Below are 19,234 nucleotides of genomic sequence, written 5' to 3' on the forward strand. Positions count from 1 at the left end.
TCCCAGACCGCCATTCACCCTGAAACTGAATTGGTTGCCGATGCTGGCTATCAGGGCGTTCAACACCAACACCCGCTGTGCCATACACCGCACAAAGCGAGCAAGAAACGCAAGCTCACTCCGGCACAGAAAGCAGAAAATCTTCGACTGGCACGCTTCAGAATCGCTGTTGAGCATGTTATTCGTCGGCTCAAGATTTTTCGAGTGTTGAAGGAAACGTATCGCCATCGGCGAAAGCGGTTCAGCCTCCGAGTCAACCTCATCGCCGCCATCTGCAACGCCACCGCTAAATGTGCCTGACTTTCGCAAGAGGTCTAGTGAATCCCTGTCCGTGGCGTCTGACTGGGTCTTACTTGGTTTCCCAGAGGTAGGCCTTGTCGTCGTAACGGCCCCCGGCGGGCGCGGGTGTCCAGATGAAGTTGCTCAGCTTGGTGCTGACTCCGCCGAAACGCTTGGCGCTCCACAGCACGTCCCAGGGAAGCTGCTTGTTCACCAGCGCGCACATGTCCTGATACGCCTTGGTGCGCGTGGACACCGAGGTGGTTTCCTGACCCTGCTCGAAGAGCTTGTTCAGCGCGGGGATGCTGACCTTCATGCGGTTGGTGCCGTTGGGCGGGATGAAGTCCGAGTGCATGCTCGGGTACAGCGTGTCGGGATCGGGGCCGTTGCCGATGCCCGCGTAGACCATCGTGAAGTCGTTCCCGCCCGTGATCTGGTTATAGGTGGGGACGTCCACGAAGCGCGGCGCGATCTTGAAGCCCACCTGCCCCAGCATCTGCTGCAACGTCACCAGCACGTCCTTGCTGAGCTGATCGGAATAGTACGTGATGACTTCCACCGACTTGCCGCTGTCCCAGCCCGCCGCCTTCAGCAGTTGCCTCGCCTGATCCTGGTTGTAGGCGTAGGCGTTGATGCCCTTGGGCACGTACTTAGTGTTGGTCACCGGGCAGTTGGCCACTTCCGCGCCGCCGCCGTAGAGCTGCTTGACGATGGTATCGCGGTCGATGGCCTGCAAGATGGCCTGCCGGATACGCACGTCCTTGAGCAGCGGCGAGGCGTTGTTAAAGCCCAGATAGTTGGCCACCTGCGAGGAGCCGTCGAGAATCTTGACGGCATTGCCGTTGAAGGTCTTGGTGTCATCCAGCGTCAGGTAGGAAAAGTCGATGTCGCCGCTCTTGAGGGCCACCACTGCCGCCGCCTGCTCCTTGAAGTAACGGTTCACCAGCCGGTCCACCTTCGGCTTGCCCCGGAAGTAATCCGCGTTGGCGACCAGTTCCACGTACTGATCGGGCACCAGCTTGTTCCATTTGAACGGCCCGGTGCCGACCGGGTTGGTGCGCCACCACGCGGCGTTGCGCAGGTCCTTGGCCGCCATCTTGCCCAGCGCGTGCTGCGGCAGGATCATGAAGTTGGTCATGGCATCCAGCAGCGCGGCGTTGGGTTTGCTGAGGGTCAGGACCACGGTGCGGGCGTTGGGGGTCTGGATCTTGGTGATGTTGCCGAACTTGGCCGCAAAGCCGCTGCCGGAATCCGGGTTGTTGGCGAGGTCCAGGCTGAACTTGACGTCGGCGGAGGTGAAGGGCTTGCCGTCGTGCCACTTGATGCCGTCGCGCAGCACGAAGGTGTACTTCTTGCCGCCGTCGGCCACGGTCCACGACGAGGCCAGATCGCCGCTGATCTTTTTGAAGGCCGGATCGTACAGCACCAGCGTCGAGAAATACTTGTTGAGCCAGGTGAAGCCCGCCGTGTTGGTTAGGGGGTTGAACTGCCCCGGTGCGCCGCCGGGTCCCTGGTCAAAGGCTCCGGTGATGACCTTGTCGGCGGAGGCGCTGCCCAGCGTGCAAAGGGCAAAGGTCAGGGCGAGCAAAGAACGTTTCATCATGGTGGGTCTCCTGTTTCTGAATTGGAGCGAATGGACGGAGTAACGTTATTTCTGGATAGGTTGGCGTCGTCTGGGTGGGTCTGAGGGCTGAGATTTAGCGGGGGTTTGTAAATCGCCTGAAATCTGGGGATCAAGACGTTCCTTGATCTGCCGGAAGTGGCCGTGCATGGCCCGCGTGAGCTGCTCTGCTTCGCCGGCCCGCAGCGCCTCAACGATGGCGACATGGTCCTGCGCGGTTTGTTCCAGGTTCCAGTGGGTCACGCCCGTGCTGCCGTGCAGCCGCCGGAACACTTCCCAGAACAGTTGCACCAGGCGGTTCAGGAAGGGGTTGTTCAGCGGGCGGTACAGCGTCAGGTGAAACTCACGGTCCTCGTCCTCGAAAGTCTCCCCCGTCTGCGCCTTCAGGACCATCTGACAGGCCAGCGCGTCCAGTTCGGTGATCTGTTCGGGGCTGGCCTGGCTGGCGACCATGCCTACCAGCCCCTCCTCCAGCGCCGTGCGGACCTGAAGCAAATCGCGCAGGGACTGGCCGTCGCTGGCAAACGAGTAGGGCAGATTCTCGAAAATGCTGTCGAAGGTGAATGCCTTGACGTAGATGCCCTCGCCCTGACGTGCCTCCAGAATCCCCACGGCTTCCAGGGTCTTGACACCCTCGCGCAGCGACAGGCGGCTCATGCCCATGTCCTTGGCAAGCTGGCCTTCAGAGGGCAGAGGATCGCCGGGTTGCAATTGATGGTCTTCGATGTACTGCTTGATCGACGTCTGGGCCTGTCGGTATGCGGGAACGCGGGCAGCCATAAACCTCCTTTGGACGATGTCGGATCACTTCTGGAATTCAGTGAATCTGACATCAGATATCTGATAGGTAGGACGAGCTTACGGGAAGGGGGCAGTTCTGTCAACTGCCACATGATTCCAGGCACACCAGAACTGCGCACTTGACATCCGACTTTTACGCCAAGTACAGTTCATCTCACCACAAGTCAGATATCAGATATCTAAGAACCGGCCCAACTTGGCGTCCGTGTTCGCCGTCTCTCGCCCTTTGGAGGCCCCATGAAGACCGTGACCCTGCTTGCCGCACTGCTGATCACCACCGCCGCCGCACAGACCCAGACCTACCCTGACCTGCCCACCGGCATCAAAAACGGTGTGGGCGGCCTGATCGGCACCACCATCTACGCCGGACTGGGCACGGCGGGCCAGAAGTTCTACGCCCTGAACCTGTCGGATTCAGTCAAAGGCTGGGCCGAGATGGCCGCCTTTCCTGGCCCGGCCCGCGATCAGGCGTCCGCCGCCGTGGTCAGCGGCAAACTGTACGTGTTCGGCGGCATGGGCAAGACCACACCCGAGGCCACCAGCTCGGTCTTTAACCAGGTTCACGCCTACGATCCGGCCAGCAACACCTGGCAGGAACTGAAGACCCGCGCGCCCGTGGACATCGGCGGCGGCACGGCGGTGGCCCAGGGGGACAGCATCCTGCTGTTCGGCGGCGTCAACCGCAACATCTTCAACGGGTACTTCACGGATATCGCCGCTGCCGGGACCGACAAGGCCGCCAGCGACGCCGTGGCCCTGGCCTACTTCAGCGGACGCCCCCAGGACTACTTCTTCGGCAAGGACGTGCAGAGCTACACCCCGGCCACCAACACCTGGCAGTCGCTGGGCACCGCGCCCTTCACGGGCCGCGCCGGGGCCGCCATCAGCCTCCAGGGCGACACCCTGACGGTGGTGAGCGGCGAGATCAAGCCCGGTCTGCGCACGGCACAGGCAGGCCGCGCCACTGTGAAGGACGGTGCCGTGAGCTGGAGCGAGGTGTCCAACCTGCCGGGTGCGGCGGACGGCGCGGTCCAGGAGGGCGTGGCCGGGGCCTTTACCGGCTCCAGCATGGGCGCTTTGCTGGTGGCCGGTGGTGCCAACTTCCCCGGCAGCACCGCCAAGTTTAGAAGCGGCGTGCAGTACGCCCATCAGGGCCTGACCAAGACCTGGCGCAGCGACATCTACGCGCTGCGCGGCGACAAATGGAGCGTGGTGGGCCAGTTGCCGCAGCCCCAGGCTTCGGGCATCAGCATCCAGCGCGGCGACGAGGTCATTCTGGTGGGCGGCGAAGTACAGGGCGGCGACGCCAGCACCAAGGTCATGTCCATCACCCTGAAGGGCGATAGTGTGGAGATCAAGGACTGAGCAGCCAGATATAGAGAGGGGGCCGACTGTTGCGACGGTTGGCCCCTTTTCATTCACCCCAGCGAAATCTCGCGCTCCTGGATGGCGGAATCCTCGGCGGCGAAAACGACATCCATGACGGAGCCTGCAAACTCCAGCGTGACCCTGGGAAGCTGGCCAGATTCGGCCCAGGCACGTAATTCCACCCATTCCTGCGCCAGCGCGGCGAGCGTCAGGTTGTCCGGGAGGGTGAGTGATACAGCAGTCCAGCCGTCGTTCTGTCCGATCTCCAGACTGTCGGGGGTAACGCGCAGGCTGCCGCCCTCGCACAGGATGGTGGTGGCGTTGATCGGCCCGCCCTGGGCGTAGCCGTAACTGCCCACCATCCCCGCACCGCCGCCCGCAAAGCGCAGGAACAGACTCGCCAGATCGTCGGCCTGCTGATCGTGAAGGTGGATGCCGATCACTGCGCCGACAGATTGCACCGGCCTGTCCATCAACCACATCAATCGGTCCAGGGCGTGGATTCCGGCGGTCAGCAGCATCCCGCCGCCGCGTTCACGGTTCAGATGCCAGTCGCGGCGATTGGCCTCCATCCAGCGTTTCTGGAACACGCTCTGTCCGCTGAGGGGGCGGCCCAGCTCGCCACTGTCGATGATCTGTCTGGCCCGGCTGAATCCGGGGAAGTAATGGCTGGTGAAGCCGACGAGACACGGTACGCCAGCGTCACGAGCGGCATCTAGAACGGCATGGGTGTCCGTAAAATTCGTGGCGACCGGTTTTTCCAATAGCAGCGGTTTACCGCCAGCAATGGCTTGTAGCGCCAGCGGAGCGTGGTACTCGTGCGGCGCGGCGATCAGCACGGCGTCCACATCCGGGGCGGCCAGCAAGGCTTCGGCATCGGCGTGGACACGCCCCCCGTACTGGGCGGCGAACGTGGTGGCCGTTTCCAGCGACCCGCTGCTGACGCCTGTGACCGCAAAACCCTCCAGCATGGCGAGGGCCTGCGCGTGCTGTTCGGCCCACCAACCCGCGCCCAGAATACCGACCCTCACGCGTCCGCCCAGACCGCGCGGGCGTAACAGGCGTCGATCACGCGCATGGCGGCCAGATGGTCCGCAAGGGAATGGGGAGCGAGTCCGCCAGCTTCAAGCGCCTGCACCGTGGCGGCAGCAAACTGCTCGTAACGGCGGGCCAGGGGCAGGACGGGCTGCACGCGGGTTTGACCGGAGTGGCGGTCTAGAACTGTCAGAGCCTGTCCATCATCACGCACGCTCAGGTTCTGATGGTGGCCGCTCAGCTCAAAGTCACTAGCCTCATCCAGAGCAGCGGTGTAGCCCACCTCGATCTGCCCGATCACGCCGCCAGCCGACAGGGTCACGGCGGCATACTCCTCGGTCTCCATCTGAAACAGTCGGCGGCTCAGCACGCAGGAATGGACCTGAACTTCTCCAGTCGTGGCCTTTAGAAAAGCGCTGACGCCGTGGACGCCCAGATTCCGCAAGGCTCCGCCCCCCACCACGTCTGTTTGCATGACCCAGGGGACACCCCAGGCCGCATACCGCTCCGGCGAACCGTTGACCAGCCGGAAGCGCAGGTGCGAGAGCGGTCCCCCTAACTCTGGCGTGCAGACGTCCCAGAATTCATTCAGCAGATGAGGCTGCGCCACGCTGACGAACGCGCCGCGTTGCTGTGCCAGGGCGGCCAGCGGTTCCAGCTCGTCTGCACAGCGCCCGACCGGCTTTTCGACCACCACAGCCACTCCGGCCTCCACGGACCTCTGCACGTCGCGCAGCATGTCCTGCGGGGTTCCCAGCAGGATCAGGAGGTCAGGACGGCTGGCCAGAATCTCGTCGAGATCATCCTCCGCGCCCCTGCTGTCGTGCAGAGGCTGGCCAACGGCCCCGAATGCCTGGAGATACATGGGCCGATGCCAGTGCCCGCGATCAAAGAGAACAATCTGCACACATCAGGTTATCAGATATCTGACATTTTAAATATTCGTCCTCAATTGCTCGCCTCGATTGCTTCCAGGCCCATGACCTCTCCACGCCGTAGGACAGGTCTGATTGACGCGAAGAGAGCAACTTCGATCACTACAGCGTTTCCAGCACCCTGCTGTTCTGTCGCCCTATCTCCAGTTGGCCTGAAGCAAAAAGGCGTGCCCGGTCCAGAATCGCAGCCAACCGGACTTGACATGACCGCACGTTCAGCCTAGTCTCAGTCCATCAATTCCGGTTCAACAGCGTTCGAGGGCGAAAGCCTGAATTTTCTACCCGAGTTAGCGAAAGCGTTTTCGCTCTGAACACGACAGGCATAACTGTGTGCCCGCCACCGTTCACAACAGAATTCGGCGAGATCCAACTTCTTCGGGGGTCCCTCTTGATGCAGGCCACGTCCAAACACACAAACACTTGCAGATGCCCGGTTTCTGGCCTGCTGGTGGATCTGTGTCGGTCCGCAGTCAGGTGCCCGGCATGACCCGTCCCCCTGTCCGGCCCTCGATCAAGGAAGTGGCGCGGCTGTCCGGCGTCAGCATCGGCACCGTCTCGAAGTCGCTGAGTAGCGCCACAGACGTGTCTCAGGCCACCCGCGAGCGGGTCATGCGGGTGGCCGATCAGCTCCAGTACCGCCCGATGGCACTGGCGCGCGGTCTGGCGCAGGGGCGCAGCGGCAACATCGCGGTCACCCTCTCGGCCATCCACACCCCGGTGTTCCTGGATTCGTTTTACGCCGAGGTCCTGGGCGGCATCGAGACCGAGCTGGAGGCGCGCGGCCTGCACCTGCTGCTGACCAGCCTGAAGTCGGGGAACGATCTGCTGCAACTGGCCTCGGAGCGGCGCGCGGACGGCCTGATCGTCATCGGCTTCGAGGTGCCCGAAGAGGTCTTGCAGCAGATCGCGCAGATGCAGCCGCTGGTGCTGGTGGACCGGCACGTCGCGGGCATTTCCTCGGTGATGTCGGACAACGCCGAGGGCACGCGGCGGGGCACCCAGCGGCTGATCGAACTGGGCCGCCGCCGCCTCATGTTCGTCTCGGAGCGGGCCACCATTCCCAATCTTCAGGACCGGCTGACTGGTTTTTTACAGGCGCTGACCGAGGCCCGGCTGGACCCGCAGGCCGCGCCGGTCCACGCCCACGCTGAGGACGATGCGCTCCCGGTGGAAGAGGTGCTGGCCACCATCCGTCGGGAGCGCATCGACGCGGTGGTCTGCGGAAATGACCGCGTGGCCTACAAGATCCTGGCTGCCCTTGACCACGCAGGCGTGCAGGTCCCGGAGCAGGTGGCGGTGCTGGGCTACGACGGGCTGCGTTACCCGCTGGAGGGCCTGCGCCGCCTGAGCAGCGTCAGCGTGGATAAGGGCGCGATGGGGGCCACCGGGGCACGGCTGCTGCTGGGCCAGATCGATCAGCCGGGCAGCCCGGTCCAGCAGGTCGTCATTCCCACCACCTTCCAGCAGGGGTCCACCACCCCGGAGCCGCTGTGATGCCCGGTTCTGTGATGCCCGGTTCTCTGATGGCCGGTTCCGCGAACGCGCCGCCGGGTGCCGGACCGGAGGACGCCATGTCGCCCTGACGGCCACGTCCCAACTTCCCCTCGTCTTCTTTTCCGCCCCCAGACCCCTCCGCCCCTATTCACCGCTTTAAAGGAAAACACATGTCACAGACCCTGAAAAAGAACGCCCTCTGGCTGACCGCTGGCCTGCTCGCCACCCTGTCGGTCTCGGCCCAGGCCCAGAACCTGCCGCGCGCCCAGACGCTGATCGTCTCCGGCTGGCAGTACGACACCCCCACCAGCTTCAACCCCGTCTCCCCGGCCCAGTCGGCCTGGCCAGTGGGCAACACCAACTCGGGCACCAACGTCTACGAGCTGGTCTACGAGACCCTGATGACCTTCAACAGCGCCAGCGGCAAGCTGGAGCCGCTGCTGGCCACCGGATACACCCAGAAAGGCAACGTCATCACGGTCAAGATGCAGCCCGCTGCCAAATGGCAGGACGGCAAGACGCTGACCGCCGCCGACGTGGTGTACTCCTTTGAACTGGGCAAGCGCGAGGCCCTCAGCTACTCCAACCTGTGGGATTACGTCAGCAGCGTCAAGGCCCCCGACGCCAAGACGGTCGTGATCACCCTGAACCCCAAGAAACTCAATCCGGGACTGGTCGTCAACTATCTGGGCCAGATCGTGATCGTGCCGCAACATATCTTCGCTGCCGTGGAAAAGGAAAAGACCCCGCTGGCCCAGTTCACCAACCTGAAGCCCGTCGGCTCCGGCCCCTACAAGGTCAGCACCTACAACGCCGAGCGCGTGGTGGCCATCCGTGACGACAACTACTGGGGCAAGTCGGTCTGGGGCCTGCCCGCGCCCAAGTACATCCTGCACCCGATCTTCAAGGGCAACGACAGCGCCAACCTGGCCCTCTCACAGGGCAATGTCGATGTCTCGCAGAGCTTCATTCCCGAAATCTGGAAACTCAAGGACAAGGGCGTCGGCACCTGGCTGAGCAGCGAGCCGTACTACCTGCCCGGCAGCATTCCCCTGCTGGTCGTCAACACGACCAAGAAGGGGCTGGACAACCCGCTGGTGCGCCGCGCCATCGCCATGTCGATCAACTACCCCCTGATCGCCAAGACGGCCATGTCCAACTACTCGGTGCCGGCCAACGCCAGCCTGCTGCTGCCCAGCGGCAACGAGAAGACGCTGTTCAGCGCGGCAGAAGTCAAGAAGAACGGCTGGAGCTACAACCCGCAGGGGGCCGTGGACATCCTGGAAAAGCAGCTCAAGGCCAAGAAGGGCGGCGACGGCATCTACGTGCTGCCCGACGGCACGCGCCTGGGGCCGTGGAAGCTGGCCGCACCCAACGGCTGGACCGACTGGAACCAGGCCCTGTCCGTGGTGGCCTCCAGCGGCAAGGCGGTGGGCATCGACCTGCGCACCGATTTCCCGCAGCAGTCGGTGTGGCAGACCAACCTGAACACCGGCGACTTCGATCTGGCCCTCAACGGCAGCACCGGCGTCAGCGCTGCCGGACCCTGGCCGCGCTTTCAGGCCGCGATGGACAGCCGCGACACCCCCAAGATCGGTGAGAACGCCTTTTCCAACTACGGGCGCTACAGCAACCCGCAGGTCGCCCCGCTGCTCGACAAGGCGGCTGCCGCCACCAGCGCTGCCGATCAGAAAAACCTGTACGGCCAGCTCGACGCCATCTTCCAGAAAGACGTTCCGGCCATTCCGCTGATGTACCGCCCCTACGAGTTCTACGAATTCAACACGGCCCACTGGACCGGCTTCCCCACCAGCGCGGACCCCTACGCCGCGCCCCAGAACGCCCAGGCCGGGATCAAGATGCTCTACAAGATCAAGCCCCGCTGAACCCCGCCCTTCCCGGTTGCGTCCTGAACCCCAGTCTCTTTCGGGGATCAGGCACAACCGGGAGACAGATATTTTCAGGAAATCCTGCCCTGCTCACAGCATCCACCTCACAGCGCCCACAGCCTGGCAACATGCACCGTCTGGGAGCCGCAACATGCTCTCCGGTGGGGTTGCCAGACAAGTGGTTCTGGCAACGAGAGGGACTGCCTTCCCGGAACTCCCCCTTAATTCAGGCCCACACAGCTCAGGCCACACAACTGTCCCACGCCGTTGCCCGGTTCGCCTCGACAGCCATTTCCTCGGCATTGCGCTGGCCCCACCGGGCAGCGGTGTTTTCTGATTTGCGATCTGCGATCTGATCCACAACTTGAACGGCCAGACCCTGTCCGCTCCACCTTCCCCAAGGAGTTCCATGTGAAGCCCTTTACCCGGTACCTGGTGACCAAGATCGCGTGGTATCTGCTGGCATTTCTGGCCGCTGCCGCGCTCAATTTCTTTTTGCCCCGCCTGATTCCCGGCAACCCGGTAGACCAGATCGTGAGCGGCATGGGCAGCGGCGGCACCGTCAGCAGCGCCAGCCTGCAACGCATCTACGCCACCTACATCAAGGAATTCGGCCTCGATCAGCCGCTGATCGTGCAGTTCGGCACCTACCTCAACCGGCTGTTTCACGGCGATCTGGGCACCAGTTTCGCCAACTACCCGGCCAGCGTCAACAGCATCGTGCGGGCCGCGCTGCCCTGGAGCATTGCCCTGCAACTGCCCGCCATTCTGATCGGCTGGCTGATCGGCAACGTGCTGGGCGCGGTTGCCGCTTACCGGGGCGGCATATTTGACCGCACGGTGTTTCTGGGGGCACTGGGCTTTTCCAGCATTCCGTACTTCAGTCTGGCCATCCTGCTGCTCTACGCCTTCGCGGTGGCGTGGCCCATTTTGCCCAGCAGCGGGGGCTACAACTTCATCAACTCCCCGGCCTTCACCTTCGGCTTTTTCGTGGACGCGCTGCAACACTACATTCTGCCGTTTCTGTCCCTGGTGCTGATCGTGATCGGCGGGCAGGCGGTGGGAATGCGCAGCATGGCGATCTACGAACTGGGATCTGATTACGTGAGCTACGAGAACAGCATGGGCCTGGGCGAGAACCGCATCATTCGCGGCATCTTCCGCAACGCCATGCTGCCGCAGATCACCGGGCTGGCGCTGGCCATCGGTTCGCTGGTGGGCGGGGCACTGATCACCGAGATCGTGTTCTCCTATCCCGGCATCGGCACCACGCTGTTCACCGCCATCGGGCAGAACGACTACCCGGTGATCCAGGGCATCACCATCCTGATCACGCTGGCGGTGCTGGGGGCCAACTTCCTGGTAGACCTCAGCTACGGCTTTATCGACCCGCGCATCCGCGCCTCTCAACAGGGAGAACGCTGATGCTGCGCTCATTGCTGAAAAATTCCCGTTTTACCTTCAGCGCCGTGCTGCTGCTGATCATCGTGCTGGTAGGGGTGATCGGCCCGCTGATCAGGAGGGCCAACCCCCTGTTCGCCGTCGGCGGGCGCTATGACCGCCCCGATTCCAAGCTGTGGCTGGGCACCGACGCCATCGGCAACGACGTGTTCCTGCAACTGATCCACGGCATCGGCAACAGCCTGTATATCGGACTGGTGGCCGGGGTGATCGCCACGCTGATCGGCGTGATCATCGGCCTCAGCGCCGGGTACTTCGGCGGCCTGCTGGACGAGGTCCTGATGGGCATGACCAACGTGTTCATCACCATTCCTACCATCGTGATCCTGGTGCTGCTGTCGGTCACGCTGAACTCGCGCAGCACCGTGCTGCTGGGCGTGATCATCGGCGTGACCAGTTGGCCCTGGACCGCCCGCGCCGTGCGTTCCCAGGCCGCCAGCCTACGCAGCCGCGAGCATGTGGACGTGGCGCGGCTGTCGGGCATCAGCACGCCGCGCATCCTGATGGGCGAAATTCTGCCGTACATGGCCAGTTACGTGGTGATGGCCTTCGTGCTTCAGATGTCCAGCGGCATTCTGAACGAGGCCGGCCTGAGTCTGCTGGGGCTGGGGCCAGACAACAGCATCTCGTTGGGCAAGCTGCTCCAGGGCGCACTTCAGGGCGAGGCGCTGCGGACCGGGGCGTACTGGGCCATCCTGCCGCCCACCCTGATCCTGGCGCTGATCTCGTTCGCGCTGCTGATGGTGCAGTCCAGCCTGGACGAGTACTTCAACCCGCGTTTGAGGAGGAACACATGACACGGATTCCGTCTGTTTCGTGGACCAACCGAGACGGCACCGGTCCGTTCACTCCACGCCCGGAACCCGCCCGTCTCCTTCTCACTGTCTTGTCCAGAACAGCGCCCATGAGGACGCTTGAACGCCTGTTCGGATTTCCAGGCGTTTTCAACACCTTTCAACCGGAGTCTGTATGAGCGACCTTTTGCGCGCCGAGAATCTCAGCGCCGGATACGTGACCGCCGCCGGTCTGGTGCAGGCCGTGGACGACGTGACCCTGAGCCTGCGCGAGGGCGAGGTGCTGGGCATCGCGGGCGAGTCGGGCTGCGGCAAGAGTACCCTGGCCGCCCTGCTGGCCCGCAACATCCAACTGCCGCTGCGCGTGACGGGCGGGACCCTGAGCATGGACGGCGAACTGGCCGATCTGAGCCGGGCGCTGCCCCGCCCGCAGCGCGGAACCCTCCTGAGCGTGCTGCCGCAGGGGGCCATGAACGCCATCAACCCCACCACGCGGGTGCGCGATCTGGCTTACGACGTGCTGCGCGCCCACGAAAGCGGCGTGACGCGCAAGTCGGCGCGGGAACGGGCAGCGGAGCGGCTGGGCGAGCTGGGCCTGCCCCCGCGCGCGGTGGACCAGTACCCCCACGAACTGTCGGGGGGCATGCGCCAGCGCGTGGTGGCGGTGATCAGCACGCTGCTCAACCCGCGCATCCTGATCGCCGACGAGCCTTCAAGTGCGCTGGACGTGTCCTCTCAGCAGGCGCTGGTGGCGTTGCTGCGCGATCTGCTGTCGCGGGAAATCATCCGGGGTGTGGTCTTCATTACCCACGACCTGCCGCTGATGCGCAGCGTGGCAGACCGGGTGGCGATCATGTACGCCGGGCGACTGGCCGAGCTAGGACAGACCGATCAGATGCTGAATGAACCCCGCCACCCGTACACCCGCGCCCTGGTAGGATCGGTGCTGGTGCCGGAGCCGTATGTGCGCCGCCACCGCATCGAGGGCATTCCCGGTTCGCCGCCTGACCTGGCGAACCCGCCCGTCGGCTGCCGCTTTCACCCGCGCTGCCCGCTGGCCGACGACAAGTGCCTGACCGATCCACCCCGGGTGGGCGATCTGGAATCCTTCGCGTACTGCTGGCGCGTGGCCGAGGCGGCGCAGGGTCAGCCCGTGGCCCCAACCGCCGTGGCCGGGAGCGGCGCATGACCGGGCCGCAGATTGATGAGGTCACCGCCAGCAATCCGTTCAGCGACTCCGGCACACCGCTGCTGGAATTTGCCGGGGTCAGCCGCGTGTTCGGCTCGGTCACAGCGGTCAAGGATGTGAGTTTCCAGATCGCGCCGGGCCAGATCGTGGCGCTGGTGGGCGAGAGCGGCAGCGGCAAGACCACCCTGGCGCGGCTGGCGATGCGCCTGCTGCTCCCCACCAGCGGCGAGATCCGGCTGGAGGGCGAGCCGGTGGGCAAGCACTCCCAGCGGGCGTACTGGCGCACCGTGCAGGCCGCCTTTCAGGACCCCTCGGCGTCGTTCAACCAGTTCTACACGGTGCGCCGATTGCTGCGGACCTCGCTGGGCGTGCTGGACCAGAAACTGAGCCGCGACGAGCTGGAAACGCGCATGGCCGAGGCGCTGACGCAGGTGGGTATTCCCCCGGCGATGCTGGACAAGCGTCCCCACGAACTCTCGGGCGGCCAGCGCCAGCGCGTGATGATCGCCCGCGCCCTGATGCTGCGCCCACGCCTGCTGGTGGCCGATGAACCCACCTCCATGCTGGACGCCTCGCTGCGCGTCAGCCTGCTGAACCTGCTGCGCGACCTGCGCGATCAGCAGGGCCTGAGCATCCTGCTGATCACCCACGATCTGGGGCAGGCGTACTACGTCAGTGACCGCCTGCTGGTGATGTACCGGGGCGAACTGGTCGAGCAGGGCGAGACCGAGGCCGTGGTGGCCGAGCGCCGACACCCCTACACCCAGCAACTGCTGGCAGACGTGCCCAAGCTGCACTGACCGGACTTCTCTCCGCCCCTTTACAGATGGCTGTAGCAGTCATCTGTAAAGGGGCGGGATAAGAGCCGATCTCAGCTTGCTGGTCAACTCCGCGCCCGGCTGACCCGTCATGCTGGGCGAGTCCAGTTTCCGTGCCAGCGCCTCAATCCATTCCCCTTCCCGCGAGGTTTATATGACCGTATTTGCTCCCTGGCTCCTCCACGATTTCGCCCCTGGTGAGGGGGAGCGGCAGCAGGCCCACACGCCCGCACTGGACACCGAGAGCTGGCTTCCGGTGGCCGTGCCCGGCGACGTTCACCGCACCCTGGTGGCAGCAGGCCGCCTGCCCGAACCGTTCTATGACCGCAACGAGCCGGAGGCCGACTGGATCCAGGAGCGCGAGTGGTGGTACCGCACCATCCTGACTGGCCCGCACGACGCCCTGGCCCCGGACGAGCGCCTGCGACTGGTCTTTGACGGCGTGGACACCTACGCCACCTATTACCTCAATGGCGAGGTACTGGGAGAGAGCCGCAACATGTTCCGCGAACACGATTTTGACGTGACGGACAGTCTGCGGCCCGGCCCCAACACGCTGGCGGTGCGCCTTGACCCACCCCTTCAGCACGTCGAGCTGGCGCAGGTTCCGGCCTGGGACCCCGAGATCATCAAGCCGAAGGTGGCGATGCGGAAAGCACAGTTCGGCTACGGCTGGGACTGGGGTCCGGTGCTGCCCACCTTCGGGCTGTGGCGCGGCGTGGAACTGCGCCGCGAACGGGCCGCACGGCTGACTGGCGTGCAATTCGCCACGGTGAGCCTCAACGCCGCCCACACGTTTGCGGTGGTCACGGCGAGTGCAGAAGTTGAGCGCTTCGCCACCGACGCCCCCCTGAGCGCCGAATTCACGCTGACCCTGCCCTCCGGCGAGGCCATGACCCGGCAGCTCACGCTGGAGGCCGGACAGACGGCGGGCGAGGTGTCGTTTGAGCTGCGTGATCCGGCGCTGTGGTGGACGCGTGACCTGGGCACGCCTGCGCTACACGGTCTGGAGGTGCGACTGCTGCTGGACGATCAGCCGCTGGATCAGCTCAGCCAGAAAGTCGGCGTCCGTACTCTCCATCTGGACCAGTCGCCCGACGCAGACGAACCCGGCACGCGCTTTTTTCGCTTCGTCCTCAACGGGCTGCCGATCTTCGCGCGGGGAGCCAACTGGATTCCTGCCGATTCGTTCGTGGGCACGCTGACGCGGGAGCGCTACGAGCCGCTGATCCGGCTGGCGCAGCAGGGCCACATGAACATGCTGCGGGTCTGGGGCGGCGGAGTGTACGAGCATGACGCCTTCTATGACCTGTGCGACGAGCTGGGACTGCTGGTCTGGCAGGACTTCATGTTCGCCTGCGCGCCGTATCCCGAAACGGATGAACTGGCCCGCGAGGTCCGGGCCGAAGCGGAGTATCAGGTGCGGCGGCTGCGGAGCCACGCCAGTCTGGCCCTGTGGTGCGGCAACAACGAGAACCAGTGGATTCAGGAGATGCGCTACCTGACGCGGGCCACGGGTGACCTGTACTACGCGAAAATTCTGCCGGAAGTGGTGGCGGCGCTGGACGGACAGGTGCCGTACTGGCCCGGCAGCCCCTACGGCGGCAACGATCACAACTCCATGCTGGACGGCGACCGCCACAACTGGGACGTGTGGCACGGCCAGCGCCCCATCGTGCGGCAGTTTGGCGACCCTATCGGGCTGGACCGCACACTGGAAGGGGTCTCCTACCGCAACTACGCCGTGGACCTGGGCCGCTTCATCAGCGAGTTCGGCATGCACGCCGCGCCTGCTCTGCGGACCCTGCGGCGGGTGATCCCGGAAGGGGAGCTGTACCATCACAGCCCCAGCATGGACCACCACAACAAGGACAACCCCAAGAACAAGGGGGACGCCCTGATGGAAGGGACTACCGGGCTGCCGGGCGATCTGGCCGAGTACCTGCTGTTCAGCCAGGTGGCCCAGGCCGAGGGCCTCAAGTTCGGCATTGAGCATTACCGCCGCCGCATGCCGCACTGCTCGGGGGCGCTGATCTGGCAGCTCAACGACTGCTGGCCGGTGCTGAGCTGGAGCGTGATCGATTCGGACAACGTGCCCAAGGCCGGGTACTGGTTTGCCCGGCGGGCCTTCGCGCCGCTGCTGGCAAGCGTCAAGACGTTGGAAGACGGCGGCGCGGAGGTCTGGCTCACCAGCGAGCGCCGGGAAGAGGTGCGCGACACCCTGACCGTGCGCCTGATGGATGTTGCCGGGCAGACCCTCTGGACGCGGGACGTGGACGCTGGGATCAGCCACGGCCAGAGCCACTCCGTGCTGAGGCTGGAGGCCGGGGAATTGCAGGCCGACGGTGGCCACTACCTGCGGCTGGAATCGCGGGGCGGTCACTTCGAGGCCAGCACCCATTTCTTCGTGGAAATCAAGGATCTCAGGCTGCCCCAGACCCTGCCCACCCTGGAGGCCCGCGCCCAGCCGGACGGCAGCCTGAGCCTGAGCGTCACGGCCAGCCAGTACAGCTACCTCGTCCACTTCACCAGCGACGAAGTCATTGGGTTCAGCGACAATTTCTTTGACCTGGAAGCCGGGCAGAGCCGGACCATCACGGCCACCCACCCGGACCGGGCACTGCGGCCAGAGGACGTGGAACTGAAGATGTTCCAGGCACGCCAGCCTCAGCCCCAGCCGTGACCTGGGCAGACCTTCGCGGCGTGCTGGGCCGTGATCGGCTGCTGCCCCTCTTCACGCCGGACGATCTGGACGTCGCCCGCGTGCGGCTGGAAACCCTCCAGAACGCCGGACTCCAGGCCGCCGAACTGACCGCCCGTGCCCCGCAGGCCGCCGGAAACTTTGCTGCATTGCGCCGCGATTTTCCCGATCTGTGGCTGGGGGCCGGAACGGTCATGGACGCCGCCACGGCCCGGACTTATCTGGAAGCGGGGGCACACTTCATCGTGGGTCCCTGCTGGGTGCCCGAAGTGGCCGCCGCCTGCCGGGCCGCAGGCATGCCCTACCTGCCCGGCGCGGGCACCGTGCGCGAGGTCTTCGAGGCGCAGCGCGGGGGCGCGGAAGTGGTCAAGCTGTTTCCTGCCGGGGTGCTGGGATCGGCCTTCGTGCGTGCCCTGCGCGGGCCGCTGCCGGACGCGCAGCTTCTGGTCACCGGGGGCGTCCAGCCCACCGTGCAGAGCGTCGGCCCCTGGCTGGAAGCGGGCGCTCTGGCGGTGGGCCTGGGGGGTTCGTTGTTCGCGCAGCCCGCAGCAGAATGGGCCGCCGCACTGGCTGACCTGCTGGCCTTCACCCGCGCGGCCTCCCGGTGACCAGCCCATCCTCTGCGAACAGCGTCCTGAGCTACAGCGTCCTGGCCTTCGGGGAGGCGCTGCTCAAGCTCACGCTGCCCAGCACGCACCGGTTGGAAAACCTGACCACCCTGAAAGCGGAATGCGCTGGCAGTGAACTCAACGTCGCCGCCGCGCTGAGGGCGCTGGGCCGCCCCGCCGCCTGGGTCAGCGCCCTGCCGCCGGGGCCGCTGGGAGACTGGGCACGCTCGCATCTGCACGCGCTGGACGTGACCGACCTCAGCCTGGAGCGCCCCGGACGGCTGGGGACGTATTACCTGGAAGACCACCATGCACCCCGGCCCAGCCGCGCCGTCTATGACCGCAGCGGCACGGCCTTCCAGGCCCTCACGGCGGCGGACCTGGACCCTGGCTGGCTGGCCGGACGCGGCGCGCTGCACGTCAGCGGGATCAATCTGGCGCTGGGAGGAGGAGCGCGGGCGCTGACCCTGGCACTGATGGCCGCCGCCCGCGAGCAGGGCGTGCTGGTTTCCTTCGACGTCAACCACCGCCGCCTGCTGCTGGTCGATGCCGACGCCCCGGACATCTACGCCGGGGCCGCCCGCCACGCCGACCTGATCTTCGTGGCGGCCCGTGACGTGGGGCTGCTGGGCGGCCCAGATGGACTGCGGGCCATCAATCCCCGCGCCCTGATCGTCGTGACACGCGGCGCGCAGGGCAGTGAGGCGTACCCGCCCGGCATAGAGCGCACAGAGCCTGTGCTTCAGGCAGCATTGCCCGCCACGGGACCGGGCCGGATCGGGCGGGGGGACGCCTTCGCGGCAGGCTTCCTGCACGCCCACCTGGGTGGAGCCGGGCCAGCCGACGCGCTGCGCTTTGCTTCCGCCTGCGCGGCCCTCAAAACCACCCTGCCCGGCGATCAGTTGCGTGCCACTCAGGCCGAGGTGCAGTCGGTGCTGGCAGGGGGCGACTGGAGCGAGCCGCGCCGCTGAGCCTTCCTTCTTCTTTCTCCAGCTTTCATTCCACAGCCCTCTTTCCCCAGCAAGGACGTGCTTCATGCAGAGACCTCTTCTATGCAGATGACCATGCGCTGGTTCGGCGCTGCCGACCCGGTTCCCCTCTGGAAATTGCGCCAGATTCCCAACCTGAGCGGTGTGGTGAGTGCCCTGCCCGGCGTGTTGCCCGGTGTGCCGTGGACACAGGAGGCGGTGAGCGCCCTGCGCCGGGATGTGGAGGAGGCGGGACTGAGTCTGAGCGTCATCGAGAGCATCCCGGTCCACGAGGACATCAAACTCGGTCATGTCCGCCGGGACGATCGGATCGGCGTGTTCGTGGCGAGCCTGGAGGCGGTGGCGCGGGCGGGCGTGCCGGTGGTCTGCTACAACTTCATGCCGGTCTTCGACTGGACGCGCACCCGCCTGGATGCGCCCCTGCCCGATGGCAGCACTTCCCTCAGCTTCAATCAGGCTGAGGCTGCCGACCTGCCGGAGAACGAGCCGCCTGCGCTGCCCGGCTGGGCGGAAGCCTACACCCCACAGGCGCTGCGCGAGTTGCGGGTGGCCTACGCCGGGGTAGACGCCCGCCACCTGCGCGAACATCTGGCGTATTTCCTGCGGGCGGTGGTTCCCGAGGCAGCGCGGCTGGGCGTGCGGCTGGCCATTCACCCCGACGATCCACCCTGGCCGGTGCTGGGGCTGCCGCGCGTGGTCAGCACCGCCGCCGATCTGGATTTTCTGCTGGGTGTCGTGCCGGACGAACACCACGGCCTGACGTTCTGTACCGGCTCGCTGGGAGCGCGGGCGGACAACGATCTGCCCGCCCTGGCACGGCGCTACGCGGGGCGGATTCACTTCGTCCACGCCCGCAACGTGCGCCGCAGCGGCGAACGGGATTTTCAGGAGGTGGCCCATGTCAGCGCCCACGGCGACGTGGAACTGGCCCGAACCGTCACGCTGCTTGAGCGGCTGCGCCCCGACGTACCGGTCCGCCCGGATCATGGCCGGATGATCTGGGGCGAGACGGGCCGTCCCGGATACGGGCTGTATGACCGTGCGCTGGGGGCCATGTACCTTCAGGGGCTGATCGACGCCGCGAGGTTGAACGATCCCGCCTAGCCTTCGCACCCCCTCCGATTGAATCGTTTGCAAAAGCGGTTGGGTCCGGGCGTGGAGTGAACGAAACGGACGGAATCCACATTCAGAAGGCCATTTCCATGACCCGGCGGGCGAAAGCAGCCCGCCCACAAGAGAATGAAGTCACCGA

General features: G+C 65.3%; 16 protein-coding genes. 12 read left to right on the plus strand and 4 right to left on the minus strand.

Annotation, left to right across the window (positions count from 1 at the left end; all coding sequences use genetic code 11):
* Window positions 1–300 (plus strand): transposase family protein (locus BOO71_RS15490; RefSeq protein ID WP_139322688.1); only part of this gene is annotated, 300 nt, incomplete at its 5' end.
* Between the two features lie 49 nt (window positions 301–349).
* On the opposite strand, the gene BOO71_RS15495 is transcribed toward BOO71_RS15490, so the two are convergent.
* Together BOO71_RS15495 and BOO71_RS15500 are read right to left on the minus strand one after the other, a co-directional pair.
* Window positions 350–1,882, minus strand: a complete 1,533-nt coding sequence (locus BOO71_RS15495; protein WP_075833960.1) for an ABC transporter substrate-binding protein — start codon at window positions 1,880–1,882, stop codon at window positions 350–352.
* A gap of 45 nt (window positions 1,883–1,927) precedes the next feature.
* Window positions 1,928–2,680, minus strand: coding sequence for a FadR/GntR family transcriptional regulator (locus tag BOO71_RS15500; protein WP_075833962.1), 753 nt, complete (start codon window positions 2,678–2,680; stop codon window positions 1,928–1,930).
* Between the two features lie 258 nt (window positions 2,681–2,938).
* Here BOO71_RS15500 and BOO71_RS15505 point away from each other — a divergent pair, with 258 nt between their 5' ends.
* Entirely contained in the window at window positions 2,939–4,066 is a 1,128-nt protein-coding gene (locus tag BOO71_RS15505) for an N-acetylneuraminate epimerase (protein WP_075833964.1), read from the plus strand.
* 53 nt (window positions 4,067–4,119) lie between these two features.
* Here the strand turns inward: BOO71_RS15505 and BOO71_RS15510 are convergent, their stop codons facing one another.
* On the minus strand, window positions 4,120–5,100 hold the full coding sequence (locus BOO71_RS15510; RefSeq protein WP_075833965.1) for a Gfo/Idh/MocA family protein: 981 nt from the start codon (window positions 5,098–5,100) through the stop codon (window positions 4,120–4,122).
* A complete protein-coding gene (locus BOO71_RS15515) occupies window positions 5,097–6,011 on the minus strand; it encodes a Gfo/Idh/MocA family protein (protein WP_139322971.1) in 915 nt (304 codons plus the stop codon). Before BOO71_RS15515 ends, BOO71_RS15510 begins: the two co-directional genes overlap by 4 nt.
* A 511-nt stretch (window positions 6,012–6,522) precedes the next feature.
* Between BOO71_RS15515 and BOO71_RS15520 the strand changes: the two genes are divergently transcribed.
* The 10 genes from BOO71_RS15520 (at window position 6,523) to uxuA (ending at window position 19,086) form a co-directional block, all read left to right on the plus strand.
* Window positions 6,523–7,533: a LacI family DNA-binding transcriptional regulator gene (locus tag BOO71_RS15520; protein ID WP_175607458.1), complete on the plus strand. Its 1,011-nt coding sequence runs from the start codon at window positions 6,523–6,525 to the stop codon at window positions 7,531–7,533.
* Window positions 7,534–7,703: 170 nt separating this feature from the next.
* Window positions 7,704–9,419: an ABC transporter substrate-binding protein gene (locus BOO71_RS15525; protein ID WP_217694903.1), complete on the plus strand. Its 1,716-nt coding sequence runs from the start codon at window positions 7,704–7,706 to the stop codon at window positions 9,417–9,419.
* Between the two features lie 414 nt (window positions 9,420–9,833).
* Entirely contained in the window at window positions 9,834–10,847 is a 1,014-nt protein-coding gene (locus BOO71_RS15530; protein ID WP_075833970.1) for an ABC transporter permease, read from the plus strand.
* Window positions 10,847–11,680, plus strand: a complete 834-nt coding sequence (locus tag BOO71_RS15535) for an ABC transporter permease (protein WP_075833972.1) — start codon at window positions 10,847–10,849, stop codon at window positions 11,678–11,680. The genes BOO71_RS15530 and BOO71_RS15535 overlap by 1 nt, the downstream gene beginning before the upstream one ends.
* Before the next feature lie 172 nt (window positions 11,681–11,852).
* The gene (locus BOO71_RS15540) at window positions 11,853–12,866 is read left to right on the plus strand and encodes an ABC transporter ATP-binding protein (RefSeq protein ID WP_075833974.1); all 1,014 of its coding nucleotides are present in this window, start codon (window positions 11,853–11,855) and stop codon (window positions 12,864–12,866) included.
* A complete protein-coding gene (locus BOO71_RS15545; RefSeq protein WP_083653495.1) occupies window positions 12,863–13,666 on the plus strand; it encodes an ABC transporter ATP-binding protein in 804 nt (267 codons plus the stop codon). The genes BOO71_RS15540 and BOO71_RS15545 overlap by 4 nt, the downstream gene beginning before the upstream one ends.
* A 172-nt stretch (window positions 13,667–13,838) precedes the next feature.
* Complete coding sequence (locus tag BOO71_RS15550; protein WP_075834000.1) at window positions 13,839–16,367, plus strand: beta-mannosidase; 2,529 nt, start codon at window positions 13,839–13,841, stop codon at window positions 16,365–16,367.
* Window positions 16,364–16,993 (plus strand): bifunctional 4-hydroxy-2-oxoglutarate aldolase/2-dehydro-3-deoxy-phosphogluconate aldolase, encoded by a 630-nt coding sequence (locus tag BOO71_RS15555; RefSeq protein WP_075833976.1) that lies wholly within the window; start codon window positions 16,364–16,366, stop codon window positions 16,991–16,993. The genes BOO71_RS15550 and BOO71_RS15555 overlap by 4 nt, the downstream gene beginning before the upstream one ends.
* Window positions 16,990–17,964 carry a sugar kinase gene (locus BOO71_RS15560; RefSeq protein ID WP_254843184.1) on the plus strand — a complete coding sequence of 325 codons (975 nt, stop codon included), beginning with the start codon at window positions 16,990–16,992 and terminating at the stop codon, window positions 17,962–17,964. Before BOO71_RS15555 ends, BOO71_RS15560 begins: the two co-directional genes overlap by 4 nt.
* Window positions 17,965–18,045: 81 nt before the next feature.
* A complete protein-coding gene (uxuA, locus tag BOO71_RS15565; RefSeq protein WP_075833978.1) occupies window positions 18,046–19,086 on the plus strand; it encodes a mannonate dehydratase in 1,041 nt (346 codons plus the stop codon).
* Window positions 19,087–19,234: the final 148 nt, after the last annotated feature.

This window comes from Deinococcus marmoris (assembly GCF_001949125.1).
Lineage (GTDB): Bacteria > Deinococcota > Deinococci > Deinococcales > Deinococcaceae > Deinococcus > Deinococcus marmoris_A.

Coding starts and splice junctions, on each gene's coding strand:
- BOO71_RS15495 (WP_075833960.1), bottom strand. CDS start 1,882: ATGATGAAACGTTCTTTGCTCGCCCTGACCTTTGCCCTTTGCACGCTG.
- BOO71_RS15500 (WP_075833962.1), bottom strand. CDS start 2,680: ATGGCTGCCCGCGTTCCCGCATACCGACAGGCCCAGACGTCGATCAAG.
- BOO71_RS15505 (WP_075833964.1), top strand. CDS start 2,939: ATGAAGACCGTGACCCTGCTTGCCGCACTGCTGATCACCACCGCCGCC.
- BOO71_RS15520 (WP_175607458.1), top strand. CDS start 6,523: ATGACCCGTCCCCCTGTCCGGCCCTCGATCAAGGAAGTGGCGCGGCTG.
- BOO71_RS15525 (WP_217694903.1), top strand. CDS start 7,704: ATGTCACAGACCCTGAAAAAGAACGCCCTCTGGCTGACCGCTGGCCTG.
- BOO71_RS15535 (WP_075833972.1), top strand. CDS start 10,847: ATGCTGCGCTCATTGCTGAAAAATTCCCGTTTTACCTTCAGCGCCGTG.
- BOO71_RS15540 (WP_075833974.1), top strand. CDS start 11,853: ATGAGCGACCTTTTGCGCGCCGAGAATCTCAGCGCCGGATACGTGACC.
- BOO71_RS15545 (WP_083653495.1), top strand. CDS start 12,863: ATGACCGGGCCGCAGATTGATGAGGTCACCGCCAGCAATCCGTTCAGC.
- BOO71_RS15550 (WP_075834000.1), top strand. CDS start 13,839: ATGACCGTATTTGCTCCCTGGCTCCTCCACGATTTCGCCCCTGGTGAG.
- uxuA (WP_075833978.1), top strand. CDS start 18,046: ATGCAGATGACCATGCGCTGGTTCGGCGCTGCCGACCCGGTTCCCCTC.